Genomic DNA, 17946 nt, shown 5'->3' with positions numbered 1-17946 from the left:
GGGATCCTGGTCCGGTTCGGTCTGTGCGGCGACGGTCCCGTGCGGCGGCGCCGGGCTCACGTGGTGGCCTGGGCGGGCAGGTCCGGCCGTACGGGCGGCCGGCCGCCGGCGGCCCGCAGCGTGAGGACCATGGTCATCCCGCCGCCGGGGGTGTCCTCGGCCGCCAGCGTGCCGCCCATGGCCTCGGCGAAGCCACGGGCGACCGCAAGGCCGAGGCCCACACCGGCGCCGCGCGGGGCGTCGCCGTAGCGCTGGAAGGGCTCGAAGATGCGGTCCTTGGCGCTGTCGGGGACGCCGGGGCCCCGGTCGGCCACCCGCACCTCCACGCGGTTGCCGAGGGCGCTGGCGGCCACGAGGACGGGCTCCCGGCCCTCGGGGTTGTACTTGACCGCGTTCTCGACGATGTTCGCGACGCTGCGTTCCAGCAGGCCCGGGTCGACGGCCACCATGGGCAGCGTCTCGGGGATGTCGAGCGTGACGCTGCCCTCGGGGACGCCGCCCAGGGCCATCGGGACGACCTCGTCGAGGTCGATCTCCCTGATCAGCGGCGTGACGGTGCCGGTCTGGAGGCGGGACATGTCCAGGAGGTTGCCCACGAGGTGGTCGAGCCGGTCGGCGCCGTCCTCGATGCCGGCCAGCAGCTCGGCCTCGTCCTCCTCGGACCAGGCGACGTCGTCGGAGCGCAGGGAGGTCACCGACGCCTTGATGCCGGCCAGCGGCGTGCGCAGGTCGTGGCTGACGGCGGCCAGCAGGGCCGTGCGGATGCGGTTGCCCTCGGCGAGCTCCCGGGCCTGCTCGGCCTCGCCGACGAGCCGCTGGCGGTCCAGGACGACCGCGGCCTGCGCGGCGAAGGCCGCCAGCACCCGCCGGTCCTCGGCGGGCAGCACCCGGCCGGAGAGGGCCAGCGCGAGGTTGTCGCCGACGGGCATGTCGACGTCGGCGTCCTCCGGGCGCAGCAGGGGCTTGCCGGAGCTGGTGACGACGCTGCTCGCGCACGTCCACGGGTCGACGTCGCTGGCGCGCTCCAGCAGGGCGACGGACTCCATGCCGAAGGTCTCGCGGACCCGCTCCAGCAGGGCGTCCAGGCTGGTCTCGCCGCGCAGGATGCTGCCGGCGAGGAAGGAGAGGATCTCCGACTCCGCCCGCAGCCGGGCGGCCTGGTGGGTGCGGCGGGCCGCGAGGTCGACGACGGACGCCACGGAGATCGCGACGAAGACGAATATCGCGATGGCGATGATGTTCTTCGAGTCGGTGATCGTCCACCGGTGGACGGGCTCGACGAAGTAGTAGTTCAGCAGCAGCGAGCCGAGGGCCGCCGACGCCAGGGCCGGCCACACGCCGCCGAGCAGGGCCGCCACGATCGTCGTGCACAGGAAGATCAGCATGTCGTTGGCGAGCCCGAGCGGCGGGAGGACCCGCGTCAGCAGCAGGCTGAGCAGCACCGGGACCAGCGCGCCGACCGCCCAGCCGGCCACGATCCGGCCCCGGCCGAGCCGGGCGCCGCGGGCCACCGGCAGGCCTCGCCCCTTGGCGACCTCCTCGTGCGTGACGATGTGGACGTCGAGGTCCGGGCCGGAGTCGCGGGCGACGGTGGCGCCCACGCCGGGCCCGAAGACGTACTGCCAGGTCTTGCGCCGGCTGGAGCCGAGCACGATCTGGCTGGCGTTGACGCCGCGCGCGAACTCCAGCAGCGAGGCCGGCACGTCATCGCCTATGACGTGGTGGAACGTGCCGCCGAGGTCCTCCACCAGCGTGCGCTGGACCGCCAGTTCCTTGGGCGAGGCGGAGGTCAGGCCGTCGCTGCGGGCGATGTAGACGGCGAGGATCTCGCTGCCGGAGCCCTTGGCCGCCATGCGGGCGGCGCGGCGGATGAGGGTGCGGCCCTCGGGGCCGCCGGTGAGGCCGACGACGATGCGTTCGCGGGCGTGCCAGATGGTCGAGACGTCGTGCTCGGTGCGGTACTGGCGCAGGTACTCGTCGACGCGGTCGGCGGTCCACAGCAGGGCCAGCTCGCGCAGGGCGGTGAGGTTGCCGGGGCGGAAGTAGTTGGAGAGGGCGGCGTCGACCTTGTCGGGCTTGTAGATGTTGCCGTGCGCCATGCGGCGGCGCAGGGCCTGCGGCGACATGTCGACGAGCTCGATCTGGTCCGCGCGGCGCACGACCTCGTCGGGGACCGTCTCGCGCTGCCGTACGCCCGTTATCGACTCGACCACGTCGCCCAGCGACTCCAGGTGCTGGATGTTGACGGTCGAGACGACGTCGATGCCCGCCTGCAGCAGTTCCTCGACGTCCTGCCAGCGCTTGGTGTTGCGGGAGCCGGGGACGTTGGTGTGGGCCAGCTCGTCCACCAGGGCCACGCGCGGCCGGCGGGCCAGGACGGCGTCCACGTCCATCTCGGTGAAGACCGCGTCGCGGTAGGCGATCTCGCGGCGGGTCACCTCTTCCAGGCCGTGCAGCATGACCTCGGTGCGCGGGCGCCCGTGGTGTTCGACGAAGCCGACGACCACGTCGGTGCCGCGCTCCACCCGGCGGTGCGCCTCGGAGAGCATGGCGTAGGTCTTGCCGACGCCCGGTGCCGCGCCGAGGTAGATCCGAAGGTTGCCGCGTCCCATGGCCCCATTGTCTTTCACGAATCGCGACGGTGTTCGGGCCGGTTCTCCGTCCCGAGGTGCAGCACTGCCGCGCATGCCCGACCTTACGGCGAGCGATTCGGGCATTTCGGGCGCGAGGCGGTCGGACGGCAGGTATTGACGCACCTCTGACGCCTCCGGCCGTAACGCCCGTTCCGGCCCCGGCGAAACCGCCTTGACACCCTTCTCGCCCGGTTGCGAGGTTGGGCCGCATGACGGAGACACGAACCGTGCACACCTCCCGGCTCACCGGCGACGAGCTCCTGGCGATCCGCAGCCTGCTGGACGACGCCTTCGAGGGCGACTTCACCGACGACGACTGGGACCACACGGTCGGCGGCATGCACGCCCTGGTGCAGGAGGGCGGCGAGCTCGTCGCCCACGGCGCGCTCGTCCAGCGCCGCATGCTGCACGGCGGCCGCGCCCTGCGCACCGGGTACGTCGAGGGCGTGGCGGTGCGGCCCGGCCTGTGGCGGCGCGGGCACGGCTCGGCCGTGATGGAGGCCCTGGAGCAGGTGCTGCGCCGGGGCGCGTACGAGCTGGGCGCCCTCGGCGCCGCCGACGAGGCGGTCCCCCTCTACACGGGCCGCGGCTGGCAGCGGTGGCGCGGCCCCTCCTCCGTGCTCGCGCCGACGGGCATCGCACGCACGCCGGACGAGGACGGCTGCCTCTTCGTGCTGCCGCTGCGGGCCGCGCTCGACCTCGACGGGGAGCTGACCTGCGACTGGCGGCCGGGCGACGTGTGGTGAACGGTCGGCGTGCGATGGACGGACGGCATGCGGCGAACGGACGGCATGCGGCGAACGGTCGGCGTGCGGTGAACGGACGGCGTGCGGTGAACGGACGGCATGCGGCGAACGGTCCGCGCCGCTACCGCCCGCCGGGCAGTCTGGCCGTCCCCGCGTCGAGGTCGATGCCGGTCCGCCGCGGGGCGCCGTCCTGCTCGTCGTCGCGGAGCACCAGCCCGATGCGGCGCTGCTCCAGCTGGACCCGCTTGCTCGGATAGACGAGGGCGTGCAGCTCCTCCGTGGCGGTCGCCCCGCCCCCCCCGGGCGCCCAGGGCGCCGTCGGCGAGGCGGCCGGGTAACCAGCCGCGGCGCTGGGCCGGTTGGGCGGACTTACGCAAGGCCGCCAGCAGGAACAGCGGCACCACGATCAGCAGGACCAGCCTCGGGCCCGTCAGCAGACTCACCACGTGCCGCCACCGCACGGGGGCGAACTCCCGTTCCCCGTACGGCTCACCGTACGTCCGTGCGCGGCCGGGACCGGCGACCCAGCAGGTCTGCCAGGCCCTGCCGGGTCGCGGCCACCACCACGCGGTCGCCGGGGCCCAGGACGTGACCGGCGGGCGGCTCCCCCGGCTGCGCTCCGGGATGCCGGCCGTCGGGCCCCTGGTCCACCGCCAGGACCCGCCACGCACCCGGGCGGCACGCCTGCGCCGCCGTACGGCCCTCCAGCTCCGCGCAGCCCGCCACGTCCAGGGCCGCGATCAGGAGCACGCCGCGCTCCACCGGGATCGCGCCCAGGATCCGGCGGCCCATCATCGCCGCGGCGAACGCCGGAGCGGCCAGGAAGGAAACGCTTCTGCTGCGGGTCAGCGCCCGGGGGTGGGAGTCGCGCAGGGTGCGGTAGACGGCGCGGGCGAAGCGGTCCTCGTACAGGCGCATGACCACCCGGACGTCCGGCTTGACGGCCCGGGCGTACAGCACCGCCTCCAGGTTGGTGGTGTCGCTGCTGGTGAGGGCCAGCAGGGTGCGGCTGTCGCCGATCTTCGCGGCCTCCAGCACGCCCTCCTCGGTGATGTCGCCGATGACCGTCGGCACCCGCAGCGAACGGGCCAGGGAGATGCCGCGGGCCTGCGGGTCGCGCTCCACGCACACCACGGGGATGCCGAGCTCGCGCAGCCGGACGAGCACGCGCGCCCCGATCTTGCCCAGGCCCAGCAGCACCACGTGCCCCGACAGGCCACGCGGCGGACGCCGCAGCGCGGAGGCGGACCGGAACGTGCCCAGCCCTTCCAGCGCCGCGGCCAGCAACAGGGGCAGCAACAACAGCCCCACCAGCCCCGAGAGGAGCTGGAGGACCTTGCGGCCCGTCGACTCGTCCTTGGCCGGGTCGTTGATGGCGAACAGGTCCAGCAACGACAGGTACATCGCGTGCTTCGCACTGCTCTCCTCGACGACCAGCCACGACGCCACCGCCAGCCCGCACACGGCGGCCGCCAGCCCGAGCAGCGCCCACCGCAACCGTCGCGAGAAGAACGACCCCAGCGGCAGGCTGCGGGCGGCCGCCAGCCGGGAGGCGGGCGCCGGCGCCGACTCCGTGTACCGCACGGTCTCCAGCACGATCCGCCCGCGCGTCGCGGCCCGTTCCGCCTCCTGCTCACCGGGCAGCAGGTCGGGGCCGTCGCCGTCGGAGAGCAGCGCGAGCGTGCAGGTGCCGGGGGCGGCGGTGGCGCCGGGGCCCGGTGCGGGACGTTCGACGGCGCGCAGCAGCAGGCCGCCCGCCTCGATGACCTTGCTGGTGCCGGCGACGGCCGCGGCGACCAGCGCCGGGGCGGCGGTGTCGGCGTCCGAGAGGACGGTGGTGCCGGCGTCGGCGTCCCCGACGAGGGCGGCCTGGTCGAGGAGTTGCTCCAGGTGCTGGCCGAGGCGGCGGTTGTAGAGGCGGATGACCAGGCGCAGCCGCGGGTTGATGCGGCGGGCGCGCAGGGCCGCCTGGATGTTGGTCTCGTCGTCGTCGTAGACGAGCGCGAGGGCCATGGCCCGCTCGACGCCGGCCTCGGCCAGCGCCTCGTCGTCGGGCCCGGGCGCCTCGACGACGCGCACCGCGGCGGCGGGGCCGCCGTTCGCACCGCGCCCGACGGCACCCGTCATCCGCCCGAGGAGCGCGGCGGCCCGCCCCTGGACGGCCGCCGGCCGGCGGCGGCCCTCCCCCGCGGGCGGCACGACGAGGGTGACGCGCTCCCCGTAGAGACCGGACAGCTCCGCCGCAAGCCGGTGCACGAGCCCGTCGTCACCGCAGACGACCATGTGCGGGACCACTGGGGCGACTTGAGGTTGCTGAGGCAAGGTGACCACGGTCCAAGCGTGCCTCTTCGGCCCCCGCCCCGGCACGCATTTACGGGGGTGGTCCGGACACGTGTCCGGACCACCCCCGTCGTCCCGGGCGGGCTCAGTGCTGCGTCAGTGCTGGGCCCTGAGCTCCTTGAGCGCCACGTTGAGCTTGAGGACGTTCACGCGCTCCTCCCCCATGAAGCCCAGGAGACGGCCGTCGACGTGGTCCTCGACCAGCTTCTCGACCGTGGCCGCCGGCAGGCCGTTGGCCTTGGCGACGCGCTTCGCCTGCAGCCGGGCGTAGTCCGGCGAGATGTGCGGGTCGAGGCCCGAGGCGGAGGCGGTCAGGGCGTCCACCGGGACGGCCGAGGGGGAGACGCCGTTGAAGGCGGCGACGTCCGTACGGCGCTGCTCGACCGAGGACAGCAGGACCTTGCTGTCGGCGGCGAGGTTGGAGGCACCGGAGACCAGCAGCTTGTACTGCGTGTTCTCCGTGTTCGGGCCGGCCGCCGAGGGGCGCGGCTGGAAGAACTTCGGGTCCGGCAGCGGGTTGCCGTCCTTGTCCTTCTCTTCGAGGGTGTAGCTCTGGCCCAGCAGCCCGGAACCGACGGACCTGCCGCCGGACGTGATCTCCGAGCCGTTGGCCTGGTCGTGGAAGGCCGCCTGGGCGATGCCGGTGACGACCAGCGGGTAGATCACCCCGCAGACCACCGTGAGGACGAGCAGGGCGCGGAGTCCCGCGCCCAGCAGGCGGGCCGTGCTGCGTACGGAGTTGTTCATGGTGACGTCACCCGATGCCAGGGATGAGGGAGATGAGCAGGTCGATGATCTTGATGCCGATGAACGGGGAGACGAGGCCGCCCAGTCCGTAGATCAAGAGGTTGCGCCGGAGCATGGCGTCGGCGCTCATCGGTCGGTAGCGCACGCCCTTGAGGGCGAGCGGCACCAGCGCCACGATGATCAGCGCGTTGAAGACGACGGCCGACAGGATCGCCGACTCCGGGGACGTCAGACCCATGATGTTGAGCTTGTCCAGGCCCGGGTAGGCCACCGCGAACATCGCCGGGATGATGGCGAAGTACTTGGCGACGTCGTTGGCGATCGAGAAGGTCGTCAGGGCGCCGCGCGTGATGAGCAGCTGCTTGCCGATCTCAACGATCTCGATGAGCTTGGTCGGGTCGGAGTCCAGGTCCACCATGTTCCCGGCCTCCTTGGCGGCCGAGGTGCCGGTGTTCATGGCCACGCCGACGTCGGCCTGGGCCAGCGCGGGTGCGTCGTTCGTGCCGTCGCCCGTCATCGCGACCAGCTTGCCGCCGGCCTGCTCGCGCTTGATGAGGGCCATCTTGTCCTCGGGGGTGGCCTCGGCGAGGAAGTCGTCGACGCCGGCCTCCTCGGCGATGGCCGCGGCCGTCAGCGGGTTGTCACCCGTGATCATGACGGTCTTGATGCCCATGCGGCGCAGCTCCTCGAAGCGCTCGCGCATGCCCTCCTTGACGACGTCCTTGAGGTGGATGACGCCCAGGACGCGGGCGACGCTCTTTCCCCCCGGGAGTTCCTCTTCGACTGCCACGAGCAGCGGCGTGCCGCCCGCCTGGCTGATCCCGTCCGTCAGCGCCCGGGTGTCCTCGGCGATGCGGCCGCCGCGCTCCTCGACCCAGGCGATGACCGAACCGGTGGCGCCCTTGCGGACCTTGCGGCCGTCCACGTCCACGCCCGACATGCGGGTCTGGGCCGTGAAGGGCACCCACTCGGCACCGACGAGCTCGCCCTCGTGACGTTCGCGCAGGCCGTACTTCTCCTTGGCGAGGACGACGATCGAGCGGCCCTCGGGCGTCTCGTCGGCGAGCGAGGACAGCTGGGCGGCGTCGGCCACCTCGGCGGCCGTGGTGCCCTTGACGGGCACGAACTCCGCCGCCCGGCGGTTGCCGTAGGTGATGGTGCCGGTCTTGTCGAGCAGCAGCGTCGAGACGTCGCCCGCGGCCTCCACCGCGCGCCCGGACATCGCCAGGACGTTGCGCTGCACCAGCCGGTCCATGCCGGCGATGCCGATGGCGGAGAGCAGCGCGCCGATGGTGGTCGGGATGAGGCAGACCAGCAGGGCGGCCAGCACGATCATCGTCTGCTCGGCCTGCGCGTAGATCGCGAAGGGCTGGAGGGTGACGACGGCCAGCAGGAAGACGATGGTGAGCGAGGCCAGCAGGATGTTGAGGGCTATCTCGTTCGGCGTCTTCTGGCGGGCGGCGCCCTCGACCAGGTTGATCATCCGGTCGATGAAGGTCTCGCCGGGCTTCGTCATGATCTTGATGACGATGCGGTCGGAGAGGACCTTCGTACCGCCGGTGACGGCCGAGCGGTCGCCTCCGGACTCGCGGATGACCGGCGCCGACTCACCCGTGATGGCGGACTCGTCGACGGAGGCCACGCCCTCGACGACGTCGCCGTCGCCGGGGATGATGTCGCCGGCCTCGCAGACGACCAGGTCGCCCACGCGCAGCTCGGTGCCGGGCACCGACTCCTCGGCGCCGTCGCCGGTCAGCCGGCGCGCGACCGTGTCGGTCTTGGCCTTGCGCAGGGTGTCGGCCTGGGCCTTGCCGCGGCCCTCGGCGACGGCCTCGGCGAGGTTGGCGAACAGGACGGTCAGCCAGAGCCAGACCGTGATCGCCCAGCCGAACCAGTCGCCCGGGTCCTTCAGTGCCAGCACCGTGGTGGCCACCGAGCCGACCAGCACCACGAACATGACCGGGGCCTTGACCATCACCCGGGGGTCGAGCTTGCGGAACGCGTCCGGCAGCGACTTCAGCAGCTGCGCCGGGTCGAAGAGGCCGCCGGAGACGCGGCCGTGCTCCTCGGCGCCCCGGGGACGCTCGTCCTCGGGCCCGTCGGGGACGGTACGGACAGGGGTGGTCGTGCTCATGAAAGTCCCTCCGCCATCGGGCCAAGGGCCAGGGCCGGGAAGTAGGTCAAGCCGGTGATGATGAGGATCGCGCCGACGAGCAGGCCCGCGAAGAGCGGCTTCTCGGTGCGCAGGGTGCCCGCGGTCTCGGGCACGGGCTTCTGCTCGGCGAGCGAGCCGGCCAGCGCCAGGACGAAGACCATCGGCAGGAAGCGCCCGAGCAGCATGGCGAGGCCGATAGTGGTGTTGTACCAGGGCGTGTTGGCGTTGAGGCCGGCGAAGGCGGAGCCGTTGTTGTTGGCACCGGAGGTGAACGCGTAGAGCACCTCGGAGAAGCCGTGGGCGCCGCTGTCGTGCACGGAGTTGCCCGCGGTGTTGAGGATCGACCCGGGCGGCGACGCCAGCGCCATGGACAGGGCGGTGAAGCCCAGCACCAGGGTCGGGGTGATGAGGATGTAGCACGCGGCGAACTTGATCTCGCGGGTGCCGATCTTCTTGCCGAGGTACTCCGGGGTCCGGCCGACCATCAGGCCCGCGATGAACACCGCGATGATCGCCATGACGAGCATGCCGTAGAGGCCGGAGCCGACGCCGCCGGGGGCGATCTCGCCGAGCATCATGCCCAGCAGGGTGATGCCGCCGCCGAGGCCGGTGAAGGAGGAGTGGAAGGAGTCCACCGCGCCCGTGGAGGTCAGCGTGGTGGTGGTCGCGAAGATCGCGGAGGCGCCGACGCCGAAGCGCTGCTCCTTGCCCTCCATCGCACCGCCCGCGGCCTGGAGGGCCGCGCCGTGGCCCGCGTACTCGGTCCACATCATCAGCGCGGTGAAGCCGAGCCAGATCAGGCCCATGGTGACCAGGATCGCGTAGCCCTGCCTGACGTTGCCGACGAGCCTGCCGAAGGTCCGGGTCAGCGAGAAGGGGATGACGAGGATCAGGAAGATCTCGAAGAGGTTGGTGAAGGCGTCGGGGTTCTCGAACGGGTGGGCGGAGTTGGCGTTGAAGTAGCCGCCGCCGTTGGTGCCGAGCTCCTTGATGACCTCCTGCGAGGCCACGGCGCCGCCGTTGACCTGCTGGGTGCCGCCCGTGAGCTGCCCGATCTCATGGATGCCGGCGAAGTTCTGGATCGCGCCGCAGGCGACCAGGACGAGCGCGCCGACGACGGAGAGCGGGATCAGGATGCGGACGGTGCCGCGCACCAGGTCGGCCCAGAAGTTGCCCAGTTCGCCGGTGCGGGACCGGGCGAAGCCCCGGACGAGCGCGACGGCGACGGCCATGCCGACGGCGGCGGAGACGAAGTTCTGCACGGCCAGGCCGAGCGTCTGCACGGCGTGGCCCATGGCCTGCTCGCCGGAGTACGACTGCCAGTTGGTGTTGGCGACGAACGACGCGGCGGTGTTGAACGCCTGGTCGGGGCCGATCGCCGTGAAGCCCAGCGACAGCGAGTGGGGCAGGACGCCCTGGAGGCGCTGCAGCAGGTAGAGGAAGAGGAGCGAGACGGCGGAGAAGGCGAGGATGCCGCGCAGGTACGCCGGCCAGCGCATCCCGGCGCCCGGGTCGGCGCCGATCAGGCGGTAGATCCACTTCTCGGCGCGCAGGTGCTTGTCGGAGCTGTAGACCCGGGCCATGTAGTCGCCGAGCGGGCGGTGGACCAGGGCCAGCGCCGCGACGACGGCGGTGAGCTGGAGGATTCCGGAGAGGACGGGACTCATGTCTGCGCTCAGAACCTCTCCGGGAAAACGAGGGCGAGGATCAGGTAGCCCAGCAGGGCGACGGCCACGAGCAGGCCGACGATGTTCTCGGCGGTCACAGCTTCGTCACCCCCTTGGCGACGAGAGCCACCAGCGCGAAGACCGCGATCGTGGTGACGACGAAGGCCACATCGGCCATCGTGTGCTCCTAGAGAGGTTCGGATGAACGGACCTCTAGAGGAAACAGCCAATACCGACGCGTGCGGCCTGCGTTGACGCCTCCCTTACGGCCATTAGCGCGCCCTTGACGTATTCCATACGCGCACCGCCTGGACCTGCGAAAACGCCGCTGGGCCGGAACCCGTACTACGGGTTCCGGCCCAGCGAAACGGCATCTTCGAGCCGCCCAGGGCCTGTGGGAAGCCCCTGGGAACGGCTGTCGGGTCAGCGCACCTCGGTGATCTCCGGGCCGCGCTGGAGGCGGTCCACACCGCCCGCGAAGCGCGAGCCCTGCTCCTCCTGCTGCAGGCCCTCGGCCACCATCTGGGCGTCCTCGGGCAGCTTCAGGACGATCGGGTCGCGGGGAGCCATCGGGGACTCGCCGCGCACCACGACGGTGTCCCGGAAGATCTGCTCCAGCAGCCCGGCGGTCTGCGGCTGCACCGCGCCCTGGCCGGAGATCACACCGCGCAGGAACCAGCGCGGTCCGTCGCATCCGACGAAGCGCACCAGCTGCACGCCCTGGGTGCCGTCCGGCAGCGCCACGGGCACCTGGGCCCGCAGCTCCCAGCCGAGCGGGCCCTCGACCAGGTCCACGACACCGCCCTGCTGGGTGATGCCGCCGGCGATCTCCTCCCGGACCTCGTGCCAGATGCCCTCGCGCTTGGGGGCTGCGAACGCCTGGAGCTGCACCGCGCTGTCGCGCAGCACCACGGTCGCGGCGACGATCGCGTCACCGGCGACCTCGACCCGCAGCTCCATGCCCTCGACACCGGGCACGAACAGCCCGCCGAGGTCCACCCGGCCGTCGCCGGGCTCCATGACCTCGGAGATGTCCCACGGCCCGTCGGGGCGCGGTTCCGGCTCCAGCCGGATCCGGCTCTCGGCCGCGGAGGCATGTGCGTCATCGTCGGCGAGGGCATCCCCTGCCGACTTCTCGGAGGTCACGTCGTCGAGGTGATCGGCACTCTCGACGACGTCCTCGCTGCGCTTGCGGCGACGACCGAACACGTCACTGTCCTTCCCGGTCGCAGGCGACCGAAGCGAATCCATTCCCCACGGCAGCGTGGCCACCGGTGGACCCGAAGCCCCCTTCGGCCCGCGCCGAGCCGGGAAGCTCCGCCACCTCGTGGAAGCGAACCTTCTCGACCTGCTGAACAACCAACTGGGCGATGCGGTCGAACCTCTCGAACCGGACGCTTTCGCGCGGGTCCAGATTGACCACAATCACCTTGATCTCTCCACGGTACCCGGCATCGATGGTGCCCGGGGCGTTGACCATGGACACTCCGCACCGGGCGGCGAGGCCGGACCGGGGGTGGACGAACGCGGCGTAGCCGTCGGGCAGCGCGATGGAGATGCCGGTGGGCAGCACCATGCGCTCACCGGGGGCCAGCTCGGCGGCCTCGGTGGTGACCAGGTCGCAGCCGGCGTCACCGGGGTGACCGTACGAGGGAATGTCCACCTCGGGGTCGACGCGGCGGATCAGGACGTCGACGGGCTGGCGCACTAGGGGTTCACCTCAAAGGCTCGGGCGACCTTCACCTGGTCGGGGTCGGCGAGAGCGGCCTGGATCTCTTCCTTGCGGCCGTTCTCGATGAAGTGGTCGATCTTGACCTCGATGAAGACGGCGTCCGCGTGGACCGCGACCGGCCCGTCCGGGCCGCCGATCCGGCCCGTCGCCGTGCAGTAGATCTTCCGGCCGTGCACCGCGACGGCCTCGGCCTCCAGGTGCAGCACGGTGCCCACCGGCACCGGACGCACGAAGTCCGTCTCCAGCCGGCCGGTCACCGCAATGACCCTCAGGAGCCAGCCCAGCCCGCCCAGCGTCTCGTCCAGCGCCGTGGCCAGCACACCGCCGTGCGCCAGGCCGGGAGCGCCCTGGTGGGCCTCCTTGACCCGGAACTCGGCCGTGACGCTCACGCCCTCGCCCGCCCGCGTCTCCAGGTGCAGCCCGTGCGGCTGCCCGCCGCCACAGCCGAAGCAGTGCTCGTAGTGCGACCCGATGATCTCTCCGGGCGCGGGGGCTTCGGGGTGCCGCACCGGGGGCCCGGCATCGGCCGGCGGTGTCAGCGCTGTCGTTCGTCCACTCACAGGGGCTGACCTTACCCGCGCAGGACGCACCCGGTCCCGTCCGTGCCAAGCTTGTGCATATGCAGCCTTACGAAGAACGCCTGACGGCGCCCCGTTCCTGGTGGTTCATCGCGGTTCTCACCGGTGTGGCCATGGCGCTGATCCTGCTGCCCCTGGGCACCCTGCCGATGCTCGGCGGGCTCGTCGGCGGCGGGGCGCTCGCGGCGGCCGCGGTCAGTTCGTACGGCTCGGTGCGCATCCGGGTGGTGGGCGACTCGCTCGTGGCGGGGGACGCGAAGATCCCCGTCGGGGCGCTGGGGGCGCCGGAGGTCCTGGACGCGGAGGAGGCCCGCGCCTGGCGTACGCACAAGGCCGACACCCGGGCGTTCATGCTGCTGCGCGGGTACGTGCCGACGGCGGTGCGCATCGAGGTCACGGACCCGGCGGACCCGACCCCCTACCTCTACCTCTCCACGCGCTCCCCGGAGCGCCTGGCGGCCGCTCTGACGGCCGTACGGGCCTGAGGGCTAGGCGAGGCCCATCCCCTGCTCGCCCCACGGCACCTGGCGCGTGCGCAGGTCCTTGCGGACCTTCTCGGCGAGCCTCTTGGTGTCGCGGCGGTTCATCACCGCACCGACCGTCGCGCCGATCATGAAGGGTGCGAGGTTCGGCAGGTTGCGGAAGGTGCGCTTGAGGACCTGCTGGCGCAGTTCGCGCCGGAGCTGGCCGCCGAGGGCGGCGTTGACCGTCAGCGGGGACGTGACGTCGATGCCCCGCTCGTCGGCCCAGGCGCCGAGGTAGGCGACGGCGCGCTGGCGCACCGTGCCGGGCGCGGGAACGCCGTACACCTCGTGCAGCTCGGCGATGAGCTTGAACTCCACGGCGGCCACGCCGATGATCTCGGCCGCCAGCTCGGCGGGCATGGCGGGCGGCACGGGCAGCATCGCCGCCGCGCCGACGCCGGCGCCCACGGTGGACGTGCCGTAGACGGCCCCGGCCACCAGCTTGTCCGCCAGCTCCTCCGGGCCGAGGCCGGGGAACTGGACGCGAAGGGTCGCGAGGTCGCGCACGGGGATGCGCGGGGCGTTCGCGATGATCCGGTCGGCGACGACGGTCAGGGCCGCCCGCGCTCCCCGGCCGCCCTGCTTCACCGTCCGGGCGCCGCGGCCGACGGCGGCCGCGAGCGAGGCCGTACGGCCCCGCTCGACGCTCGCGTCGTCACCGGCTCCCGCCGGGCCGCCGGGCACGTCCACGGCAGGCCCGGTGGTCGGCTCGGGCTGCCGGGAGCGCCGCTTCCGGAACGGGGTCGAGCCTGCCATGGCAGACCCTCACCTCACTCGCAGTCGCGGCAGATCGGCTGACCGTTCTTCTCACCGGCCAGCTGGCTGCGGTGGTGCACGAGGAAGCAGCTCATGCACGTGAACTCATCGGCCTGCTTGGGCAGGACCCGGACGGCCAGCTCCTCGTTGGAGAGGTCCGCGCCGGGCAGCTCCATGCCCTCGGCCGCCTCGAAATCGTCCACGTCCACGCTCGACGCGGACTTGTCGTTCCGGCGAGCCTTGAGTTCTTCCAGGCTGTCGCTGTCGACGTCCTCGTCGGTCTTGCGTGGGGTGTCGTAATCCGTTGCCATGTCGCTCTCCCCCTCTGGGTGTCTGCGGTATCTCCAGCGCACGTAACGCGTGAGAGGCCGGACTTGTGCCCGACCCGAGGCGGAGATTTTGCCTCACATCAAGGTCTGTTACTCAATCGACACCCAACCGCACACCTGAAGAGGTGATCGGGACGGGTGGCGATCGGGACCCCACCCGGCCCGAAGACCGGGTGCGGCCGCGCCATCTCGTGTACTTCCCGTGATCAGGACCCCCGGAAACCCCCATTTTTCAGGCGTTCCCGGAGCCACGGTCGTCACGGAGAGTAGATGGCCGGAAGTCGGCGTATGTGACTGAACACACACGGCCACGGTGCCGGTCGGAACGGGTAAATTCCGCCCAAAGCGAACCGGTGGCCGACCTATTGTCTCAGGTCTGCGCGGCTGCTGCGGACCTCACGGCCCCCTGCCTCAGGTGGGCAGCACCACACGCATGACCAGGCCACCCCCCTCGCGGGGCTCCGCGGTGATCCGCCCGCCGTGCGCGCGGGCCACCGAGCGCACGATGGACAGGCCCAGGCCGACGCCCTTGTCGCTGCCCGTACGCTCCGTGCGCAGCCGGCGGAAGGGCTCGAAGATGTTCTCCAGCTCGTAGGCCGGGACGACCGGGCCGGTGTTCTCCACGACCAGCACCGCCTGGCCCGGCTGGGCCTCGGTGGTGACCTCCACCCAGCCGTCCGGGGCGTTGTAGCGCACCGCGTTCTGCACCAGGTTCAGCGCGATCCGCTCCAGCAGCACGCCGTTGCCCTGGACGACCGCGGGCTGGCGGGTGCCCCTGAGCTCGACGCCCTTGGCCTGGGCCTCCGCGCGGGCCTGGTCGAGCGCCTGGGAGGCCACCTCGGCGAGGTCCACGGGCTTGCGGTCCACGATCTCGTTGTCGCTGCGGGCGAGCAGCAGCAGGCCCTCCACGAGCTGCTCGCTGCGCTCGTTGGTGGCCAGCAGCGTCTTGCCCAGCTGCTGCAGCTCCGGGGAGACCCCGGGGTCGGAGAGGTGGACCTCCAACAGCGTCCGGTTGATGGCCAGGGGCGTCCGCAGCTCGTGCGAGGCGTTGGCCACGAAGCGCTGTTGCGCCGTGAACGCCCGCTCCAGCCGGTCGAGCATCTCGTCGAAGGTGTCCGAGAGCTCCTTCAACTCGTCGTCCGGCCCGCCCAGTTCGATGCGCCGGGTCAGGTCCGTGCCGGCGACCCGGCGGGCCGTGCGGGTGATCTTGCCCAGCGGCGAGAGGACCCGGCCCGCCATGGCGTAGCCGAAGGCGAACGCGATCACGGCGAGGCCCAGCAGCGCCAGCAGGGAGCGGCGCAGCAGGGAGCCCAGGGCCTGGGCGCGCTGGTCGAGCATGCACTGTTCGAGGATGCGGTTGGCCTGCTCGGCGTTGAGGCCGGGCGTCTTCAGGTCCGGGCAGGTGTCACCGGTGACCCGGACCTGACTGCCGTCGACCAGCTTGATCAGCGGCTCGCTGCCCACGCTCAGCGCGTTGGCGGCCAGCAGGTAGATGATCGTCAGCAGCAGCACGCCGGCCATCAGGAACATCCCGCCGTACAGCAGGGTGAGGCGTATGCGGATGGTCGGACGCAGCCACGGGAACGGGCGGACGACCGGCTGGCGGGGGTCCCAGGTGGGCTTCGGCGGCGTCGCGGACGGTCCGGCCTGCGGCGGCGTGGGCGGCGCGGGGGTGGGGGGCGTGGCGGGCATCGCGGGTCAGATCCGGTATCCGGAGCCGGGCACGGTGACGATCACCGGGGGCTCGCCGAGCTTGCGGCGCAGCGTCATGACGGTGACCCGCACGACGTTGGTGAACGGGTCGGTGTTCTCGTCCCAGGCCTTCTCCAGCAGCTGCTCGGCCGAGACCACGGCGCCCTCGCTGCGCATCAGCACCTCCAGCACCGCGAACTCCTTGGGCGCCAGCTGCACCTCCTTGCCCTCGCGGAACACCTCGCGGCGGTTGGGGTCCAGCTTGATGCCGGCCCGCTCCAGGACGGGCGGCAGCGCGACGGTCGTGCGCCGGCCGAGGGCCCGTACGCGCGCGGTCAGCTCGGTGAACGCGAAGGGCTTGGGGAGGTAGTCGTCGGCACCGAGCTCCAGGCCCGCCACGCGGTCGCTGACGTCGCCGGAGGCGGTCAGCATCAGGACGCGGGTGGGGATGCCGAGCTCGACGACCTTGCGGCAGACGTCGTCCCCGTGGACGACCGGCAGGTCGCGGTCGAGCACGATGACGTCGTAGTCGTTGACGGCGATGCGCTCCAGGGCGGCGGCCCCGTCGTACACGACGTCGACGGCCATGGCCTCCCGGCGCAGTCCGGTGGCTACGGCGTCTGCGAGCAGCTGCTCGTCCTCGACGACGAGTACGCGCACGGCGCTGATCCTTCCTCTTGAGCCCGTCTGGGCAGCCTCGATGACCCCGTTGGGTCACTCCATCCTGCCTCGGATGTCGATAAACCGGCCGTAAGGGGTGCTCCTCGGCCGGACGGGGCAGGGATTCCGGATTGCTTGCCGGTGGCAGGTTTCCCTCCGGGCGGGGGTGGGGAAGACGTCTGCACACCCGCGATCACGCTTCTCCGTACGTCCACGCGTACCCGGATACCCACGCACGTGATCGTTTTCGCCGTGGCACACCCCCGTGCCGCCTACCCACGACGAGGGGGCGCAGCACCATGGACGCGTTCACCGCTGGCATCCTGCAGCGCATAGAGAGCACCCGATCCGACCTCGACCACGCCCGCCGTACGGGTGACGATCACCTCGCCGACGTCGAACTGGCGGAGCTGGAGGACCTCCACCGCCTGGCCGCCGAGCACGGCGTACCGATCGACGCGCACTGACGCTCACAGAGCGCCCCGGCACCGTCCAGACGGTGCCGGGGCGCTTTGCCGTGCCCGGGGCCCTGCAGGGCGGCAGGGGCCGCCCTGCAGCGCCGTGGGGGCCCGGTCAGTCGTGCCAGGCCCCCAGGGCCTCCAGCCGTTCCTGGAGGGGCTCGAACAGGCCGAGGGGCGCCGCCACCGTCAGCTCGCCCGACGCGGGCTCGCCGGGCCGCCCGCCGGTGAGGGCGCCCGCCTCGTGGGCGATCAGCGCGCCGGCGGCGTGGTCCCACGGGTTCAGGCCCCGCTCGTAGTAGGCGTCGAGCCGGCCGCAGGCCACGTCGCACAGGTCGATCGCGGCGGAGCCGCTGCGCCGGATGTCGCGGACCTCGGGCAGCAGCGCCCTCAGGACCTCCGCCTGGGCGGCCCGCCGGTCGGTCAGGTAGCCGAAGCCGGTGCCCAGCAGGGCCTGCGCGAAGGGCGCTGCCGGTCGGCAGCGCAGCCGCCGGTCGCCCAGGAAGGCGCCCTCGCCGCGCACCGCACGGTAGGTCTCGCCGCGCACCGGCGCCGCGACGACCCCGACGACGGCCTCGCCGTCGATCTCGGCGGCGATGGACACGGCCCAGGCCGGGAGGCCGTAGAGGTAGTTGACCGTCCCGTCGACCGGGTCGATGACCCAGCGCACCCCGCTGGTGCCCTCGCTGCTGGTGCCCTCCTCCCCCAGCAGGCCGTCCTGGGGGCGGCGCTCGGCGAGGAAGGAGGTGATCAGCTTCTCGGCGGCGATGTCCATCTCGGTGACCACGTCGATGGGGCTGGTCTTCGTCGACGCCACGCCGAGGTCGGCCGGGCGGCCGTCCTTCAGCAGGGCGCCGGCCCGCTCGGCGGCCTCCAGGGCCACGGCCAGCAGTTCGGCCTTGAGGGTGTCGCTCACGGTGGTGGTGCTC

The 17946-nt window shown here is 72.2% G+C and carries 18 protein-coding genes; 3 read left to right on the top strand and 15 right to left on the bottom strand.

Annotation, left to right across the window (positions count from 1 at the left end):
* Nucleotides 1-56 precede the first annotated feature (56 nt).
* A complete protein-coding gene (locus IE182_RS15910; RefSeq protein WP_190110464.1) occupies nt 57-2612 on the bottom strand; it encodes a DUF4118 domain-containing protein in 2556 nt (851 codons plus the stop codon).
* 230 nt (nt 2613-2842) lie between these two features.
* Between IE182_RS15910 and IE182_RS15905 the strand changes: the two genes are divergently transcribed.
* On the top strand, nt 2843-3379 hold the full coding sequence (locus IE182_RS15905; protein WP_190110463.1) for a GNAT family N-acetyltransferase: 537 nt from the start codon (nt 2843-2845) through the stop codon (nt 3377-3379).
* 121 nt (nt 3380-3500) lie between these two features.
* On the opposite strand, the gene IE182_RS32785 is transcribed toward IE182_RS15905, so the two are convergent.
* The 9 genes from IE182_RS32785 to IE182_RS15865 form a co-directional block, all read right to left on the bottom strand.
* Complete coding sequence (locus IE182_RS32785) at nt 3501-3590, bottom strand: DUF6191 domain-containing protein (RefSeq protein ID WP_229844850.1); 90 nt, start codon at nt 3588-3590, stop codon at nt 3501-3503.
* 278 nt (nt 3591-3868) lie between these two features.
* A complete protein-coding gene (locus tag IE182_RS15900) occupies nt 3869-5662 on the bottom strand; it encodes an NAD-binding protein (protein WP_190110565.1) in 1794 nt (597 codons plus the stop codon).
* 153 nt (nt 5663-5815) lie between these two features.
* Nucleotides 5816-6466, bottom strand: a complete 651-nt coding sequence (gene kdpC / locus IE182_RS15895) for a potassium-transporting ATPase subunit KdpC (protein ID WP_190110462.1) — start codon at nt 6464-6466, stop codon at nt 5816-5818.
* A gap of 7 nt (nt 6467-6473) precedes the next feature.
* Nucleotides 6474-8600 (bottom strand): potassium-transporting ATPase subunit KdpB, encoded by a 2127-nt coding sequence (gene kdpB / locus IE182_RS15890; protein WP_190110461.1) that lies wholly within the window; start codon nt 8598-8600, stop codon nt 6474-6476.
* Entirely contained in the window at nt 8597-10288 is a 1692-nt protein-coding gene (gene kdpA / locus IE182_RS15885) for a potassium-transporting ATPase subunit KdpA (RefSeq protein WP_190110460.1), read from the bottom strand. Before kdpA ends, kdpB begins: the two co-directional genes overlap by 4 nt.
* A gap of 8 nt (nt 10289-10296) precedes the next feature.
* Nucleotides 10297-10386, bottom strand: a complete 90-nt coding sequence (kdpF, locus tag IE182_RS15880) for a K(+)-transporting ATPase subunit F (RefSeq protein WP_071961700.1) — start codon at nt 10384-10386, stop codon at nt 10297-10299.
* A 325-nt stretch (nt 10387-10711) separates the two neighbouring features.
* The gene (locus IE182_RS15875; RefSeq protein WP_190110459.1) at nt 10712-11497 is read right to left on the bottom strand and encodes a DUF3710 domain-containing protein; all 786 of its coding nucleotides are present in this window, start codon (nt 11495-11497) and stop codon (nt 10712-10714) included.
* Between the two features lies 1 nt (nt 11498).
* Nucleotides 11499-11996, bottom strand: coding sequence for a dUTP diphosphatase (gene dut, locus IE182_RS15870; RefSeq protein WP_190110458.1), 498 nt, complete (start codon nt 11994-11996; stop codon nt 11499-11501).
* Nucleotides 11996-12580 carry a PaaI family thioesterase gene (locus IE182_RS15865; protein ID WP_190110457.1) on the bottom strand — a complete coding sequence of 195 codons (585 nt, stop codon included), beginning with the start codon at nt 12578-12580 and terminating at the stop codon, nt 11996-11998. The genes dut and IE182_RS15865 overlap by 1 nt, the downstream gene beginning before the upstream one ends.
* Before the next feature lie 59 nt (nt 12581-12639).
* Between IE182_RS15865 and IE182_RS15860 the strand changes: the two genes are divergently transcribed.
* Nucleotides 12640-13083, top strand: coding sequence for a DUF3093 domain-containing protein (locus tag IE182_RS15860; protein ID WP_190110456.1), 444 nt, complete (start codon nt 12640-12642; stop codon nt 13081-13083).
* A gap of 3 nt (nt 13084-13086) precedes the next feature.
* Here the strand turns inward: IE182_RS15860 and IE182_RS15855 are convergent, their stop codons facing one another.
* From IE182_RS15855 to IE182_RS15840, 4 genes are all read right to left on the bottom strand, one after another.
* The gene (locus tag IE182_RS15855) at nt 13087-13878 is read right to left on the bottom strand and encodes an EcsC family protein (RefSeq protein WP_229844849.1); all 792 of its coding nucleotides are present in this window, start codon (nt 13876-13878) and stop codon (nt 13087-13089) included.
* 14 nt (nt 13879-13892) lie between these two features.
* A complete protein-coding gene (locus IE182_RS15850; protein ID WP_190110455.1) occupies nt 13893-14189 on the bottom strand; it encodes a DUF4193 domain-containing protein in 297 nt (98 codons plus the stop codon).
* Nucleotides 14190-14618: 429 nt separating this feature from the next.
* The gene (locus IE182_RS15845) at nt 14619-15899 is read right to left on the bottom strand and encodes a sensor histidine kinase (RefSeq protein ID WP_190110454.1); all 1281 of its coding nucleotides are present in this window, start codon (nt 15897-15899) and stop codon (nt 14619-14621) included.
* A 6-nt stretch (nt 15900-15905) separates the two neighbouring features.
* A complete protein-coding gene (locus IE182_RS15840; RefSeq protein ID WP_190110453.1) occupies nt 15906-16559 on the bottom strand; it encodes a response regulator transcription factor in 654 nt (217 codons plus the stop codon).
* Nucleotides 16560-16858: 299 nt separating this feature from the next.
* On the opposite strand from IE182_RS15840, the gene IE182_RS15835 reads away from it, so the two are divergent.
* A complete protein-coding gene (locus tag IE182_RS15835; RefSeq protein WP_190110452.1) occupies nt 16859-17026 on the top strand; it encodes a hypothetical protein in 168 nt (55 codons plus the stop codon).
* Nucleotides 17027-17132: 106 nt separating this feature from the next.
* On the opposite strand, the gene IE182_RS15830 is transcribed toward IE182_RS15835, so the two are convergent.
* Nucleotides 17133-17933, bottom strand: a complete 801-nt coding sequence (locus IE182_RS15830; protein ID WP_190110451.1) for an inositol monophosphatase family protein — start codon at nt 17931-17933, stop codon at nt 17133-17135.
* Nucleotides 17934-17946 lie beyond the last annotated feature (13 nt).

It is taken from the genome of Streptomyces cinnamoneus (assembly GCF_014650495.1).
GTDB lineage: Bacteria > Actinomycetota > Actinomycetes > Streptomycetales > Streptomycetaceae > Streptomyces > Streptomyces cinnamoneus.
This window is presented reverse-complemented; position numbering and strand designations above follow the sequence as displayed.

Coding starts and splice junctions, on each gene's coding strand:
- IE182_RS15850 (WP_190110455.1), bottom strand. CDS start 14,189: ATGGCAACGGATTACGACACCCCACGCAAGACCGACGAGGACGTCGAC.
- kdpB (WP_190110461.1), bottom strand. CDS start 8,600: ATGAGCACGACCACCCCTGTCCGTACCGTCCCCGACGGGCCCGAGGAC.
- IE182_RS15900 (WP_190110565.1), bottom strand. CDS start 5,662: ATGGTCGTCTGCGGTGACGACGGGCTCGTGCACCGGCTTGCGGCGGAG.
- IE182_RS15845 (WP_190110454.1), bottom strand. CDS start 15,899: ATGCCCGCCACGCCCCCCACCCCCGCGCCGCCCACGCCGCCGCAGGCC.
- IE182_RS15910 (WP_190110464.1), bottom strand. CDS start 2,612: ATGGGACGCGGCAACCTTCGGATCTACCTCGGCGCGGCACCGGGCGTC.
- kdpC (WP_190110462.1), bottom strand. CDS start 6,466: ATGAACAACTCCGTACGCAGCACGGCCCGCCTGCTGGGCGCGGGACTC.
- kdpA (WP_190110460.1), bottom strand. CDS start 10,288: ATGAGTCCCGTCCTCTCCGGAATCCTCCAGCTCACCGCCGTCGTCGCG.
- IE182_RS15855 (WP_229844849.1), bottom strand. CDS start 13,878: ATGGCAGGCTCGACCCCGTTCCGGAAGCGGCGCTCCCGGCAGCCCGAG.
- IE182_RS15835 (WP_190110452.1), top strand. CDS start 16,859: ATGGACGCGTTCACCGCTGGCATCCTGCAGCGCATAGAGAGCACCCGA.
- IE182_RS15905 (WP_190110463.1), top strand. CDS start 2,843: ATGACGGAGACACGAACCGTGCACACCTCCCGGCTCACCGGCGACGAG.
- IE182_RS15860 (WP_190110456.1), top strand. CDS start 12,640: ATGCAGCCTTACGAAGAACGCCTGACGGCGCCCCGTTCCTGGTGGTTC.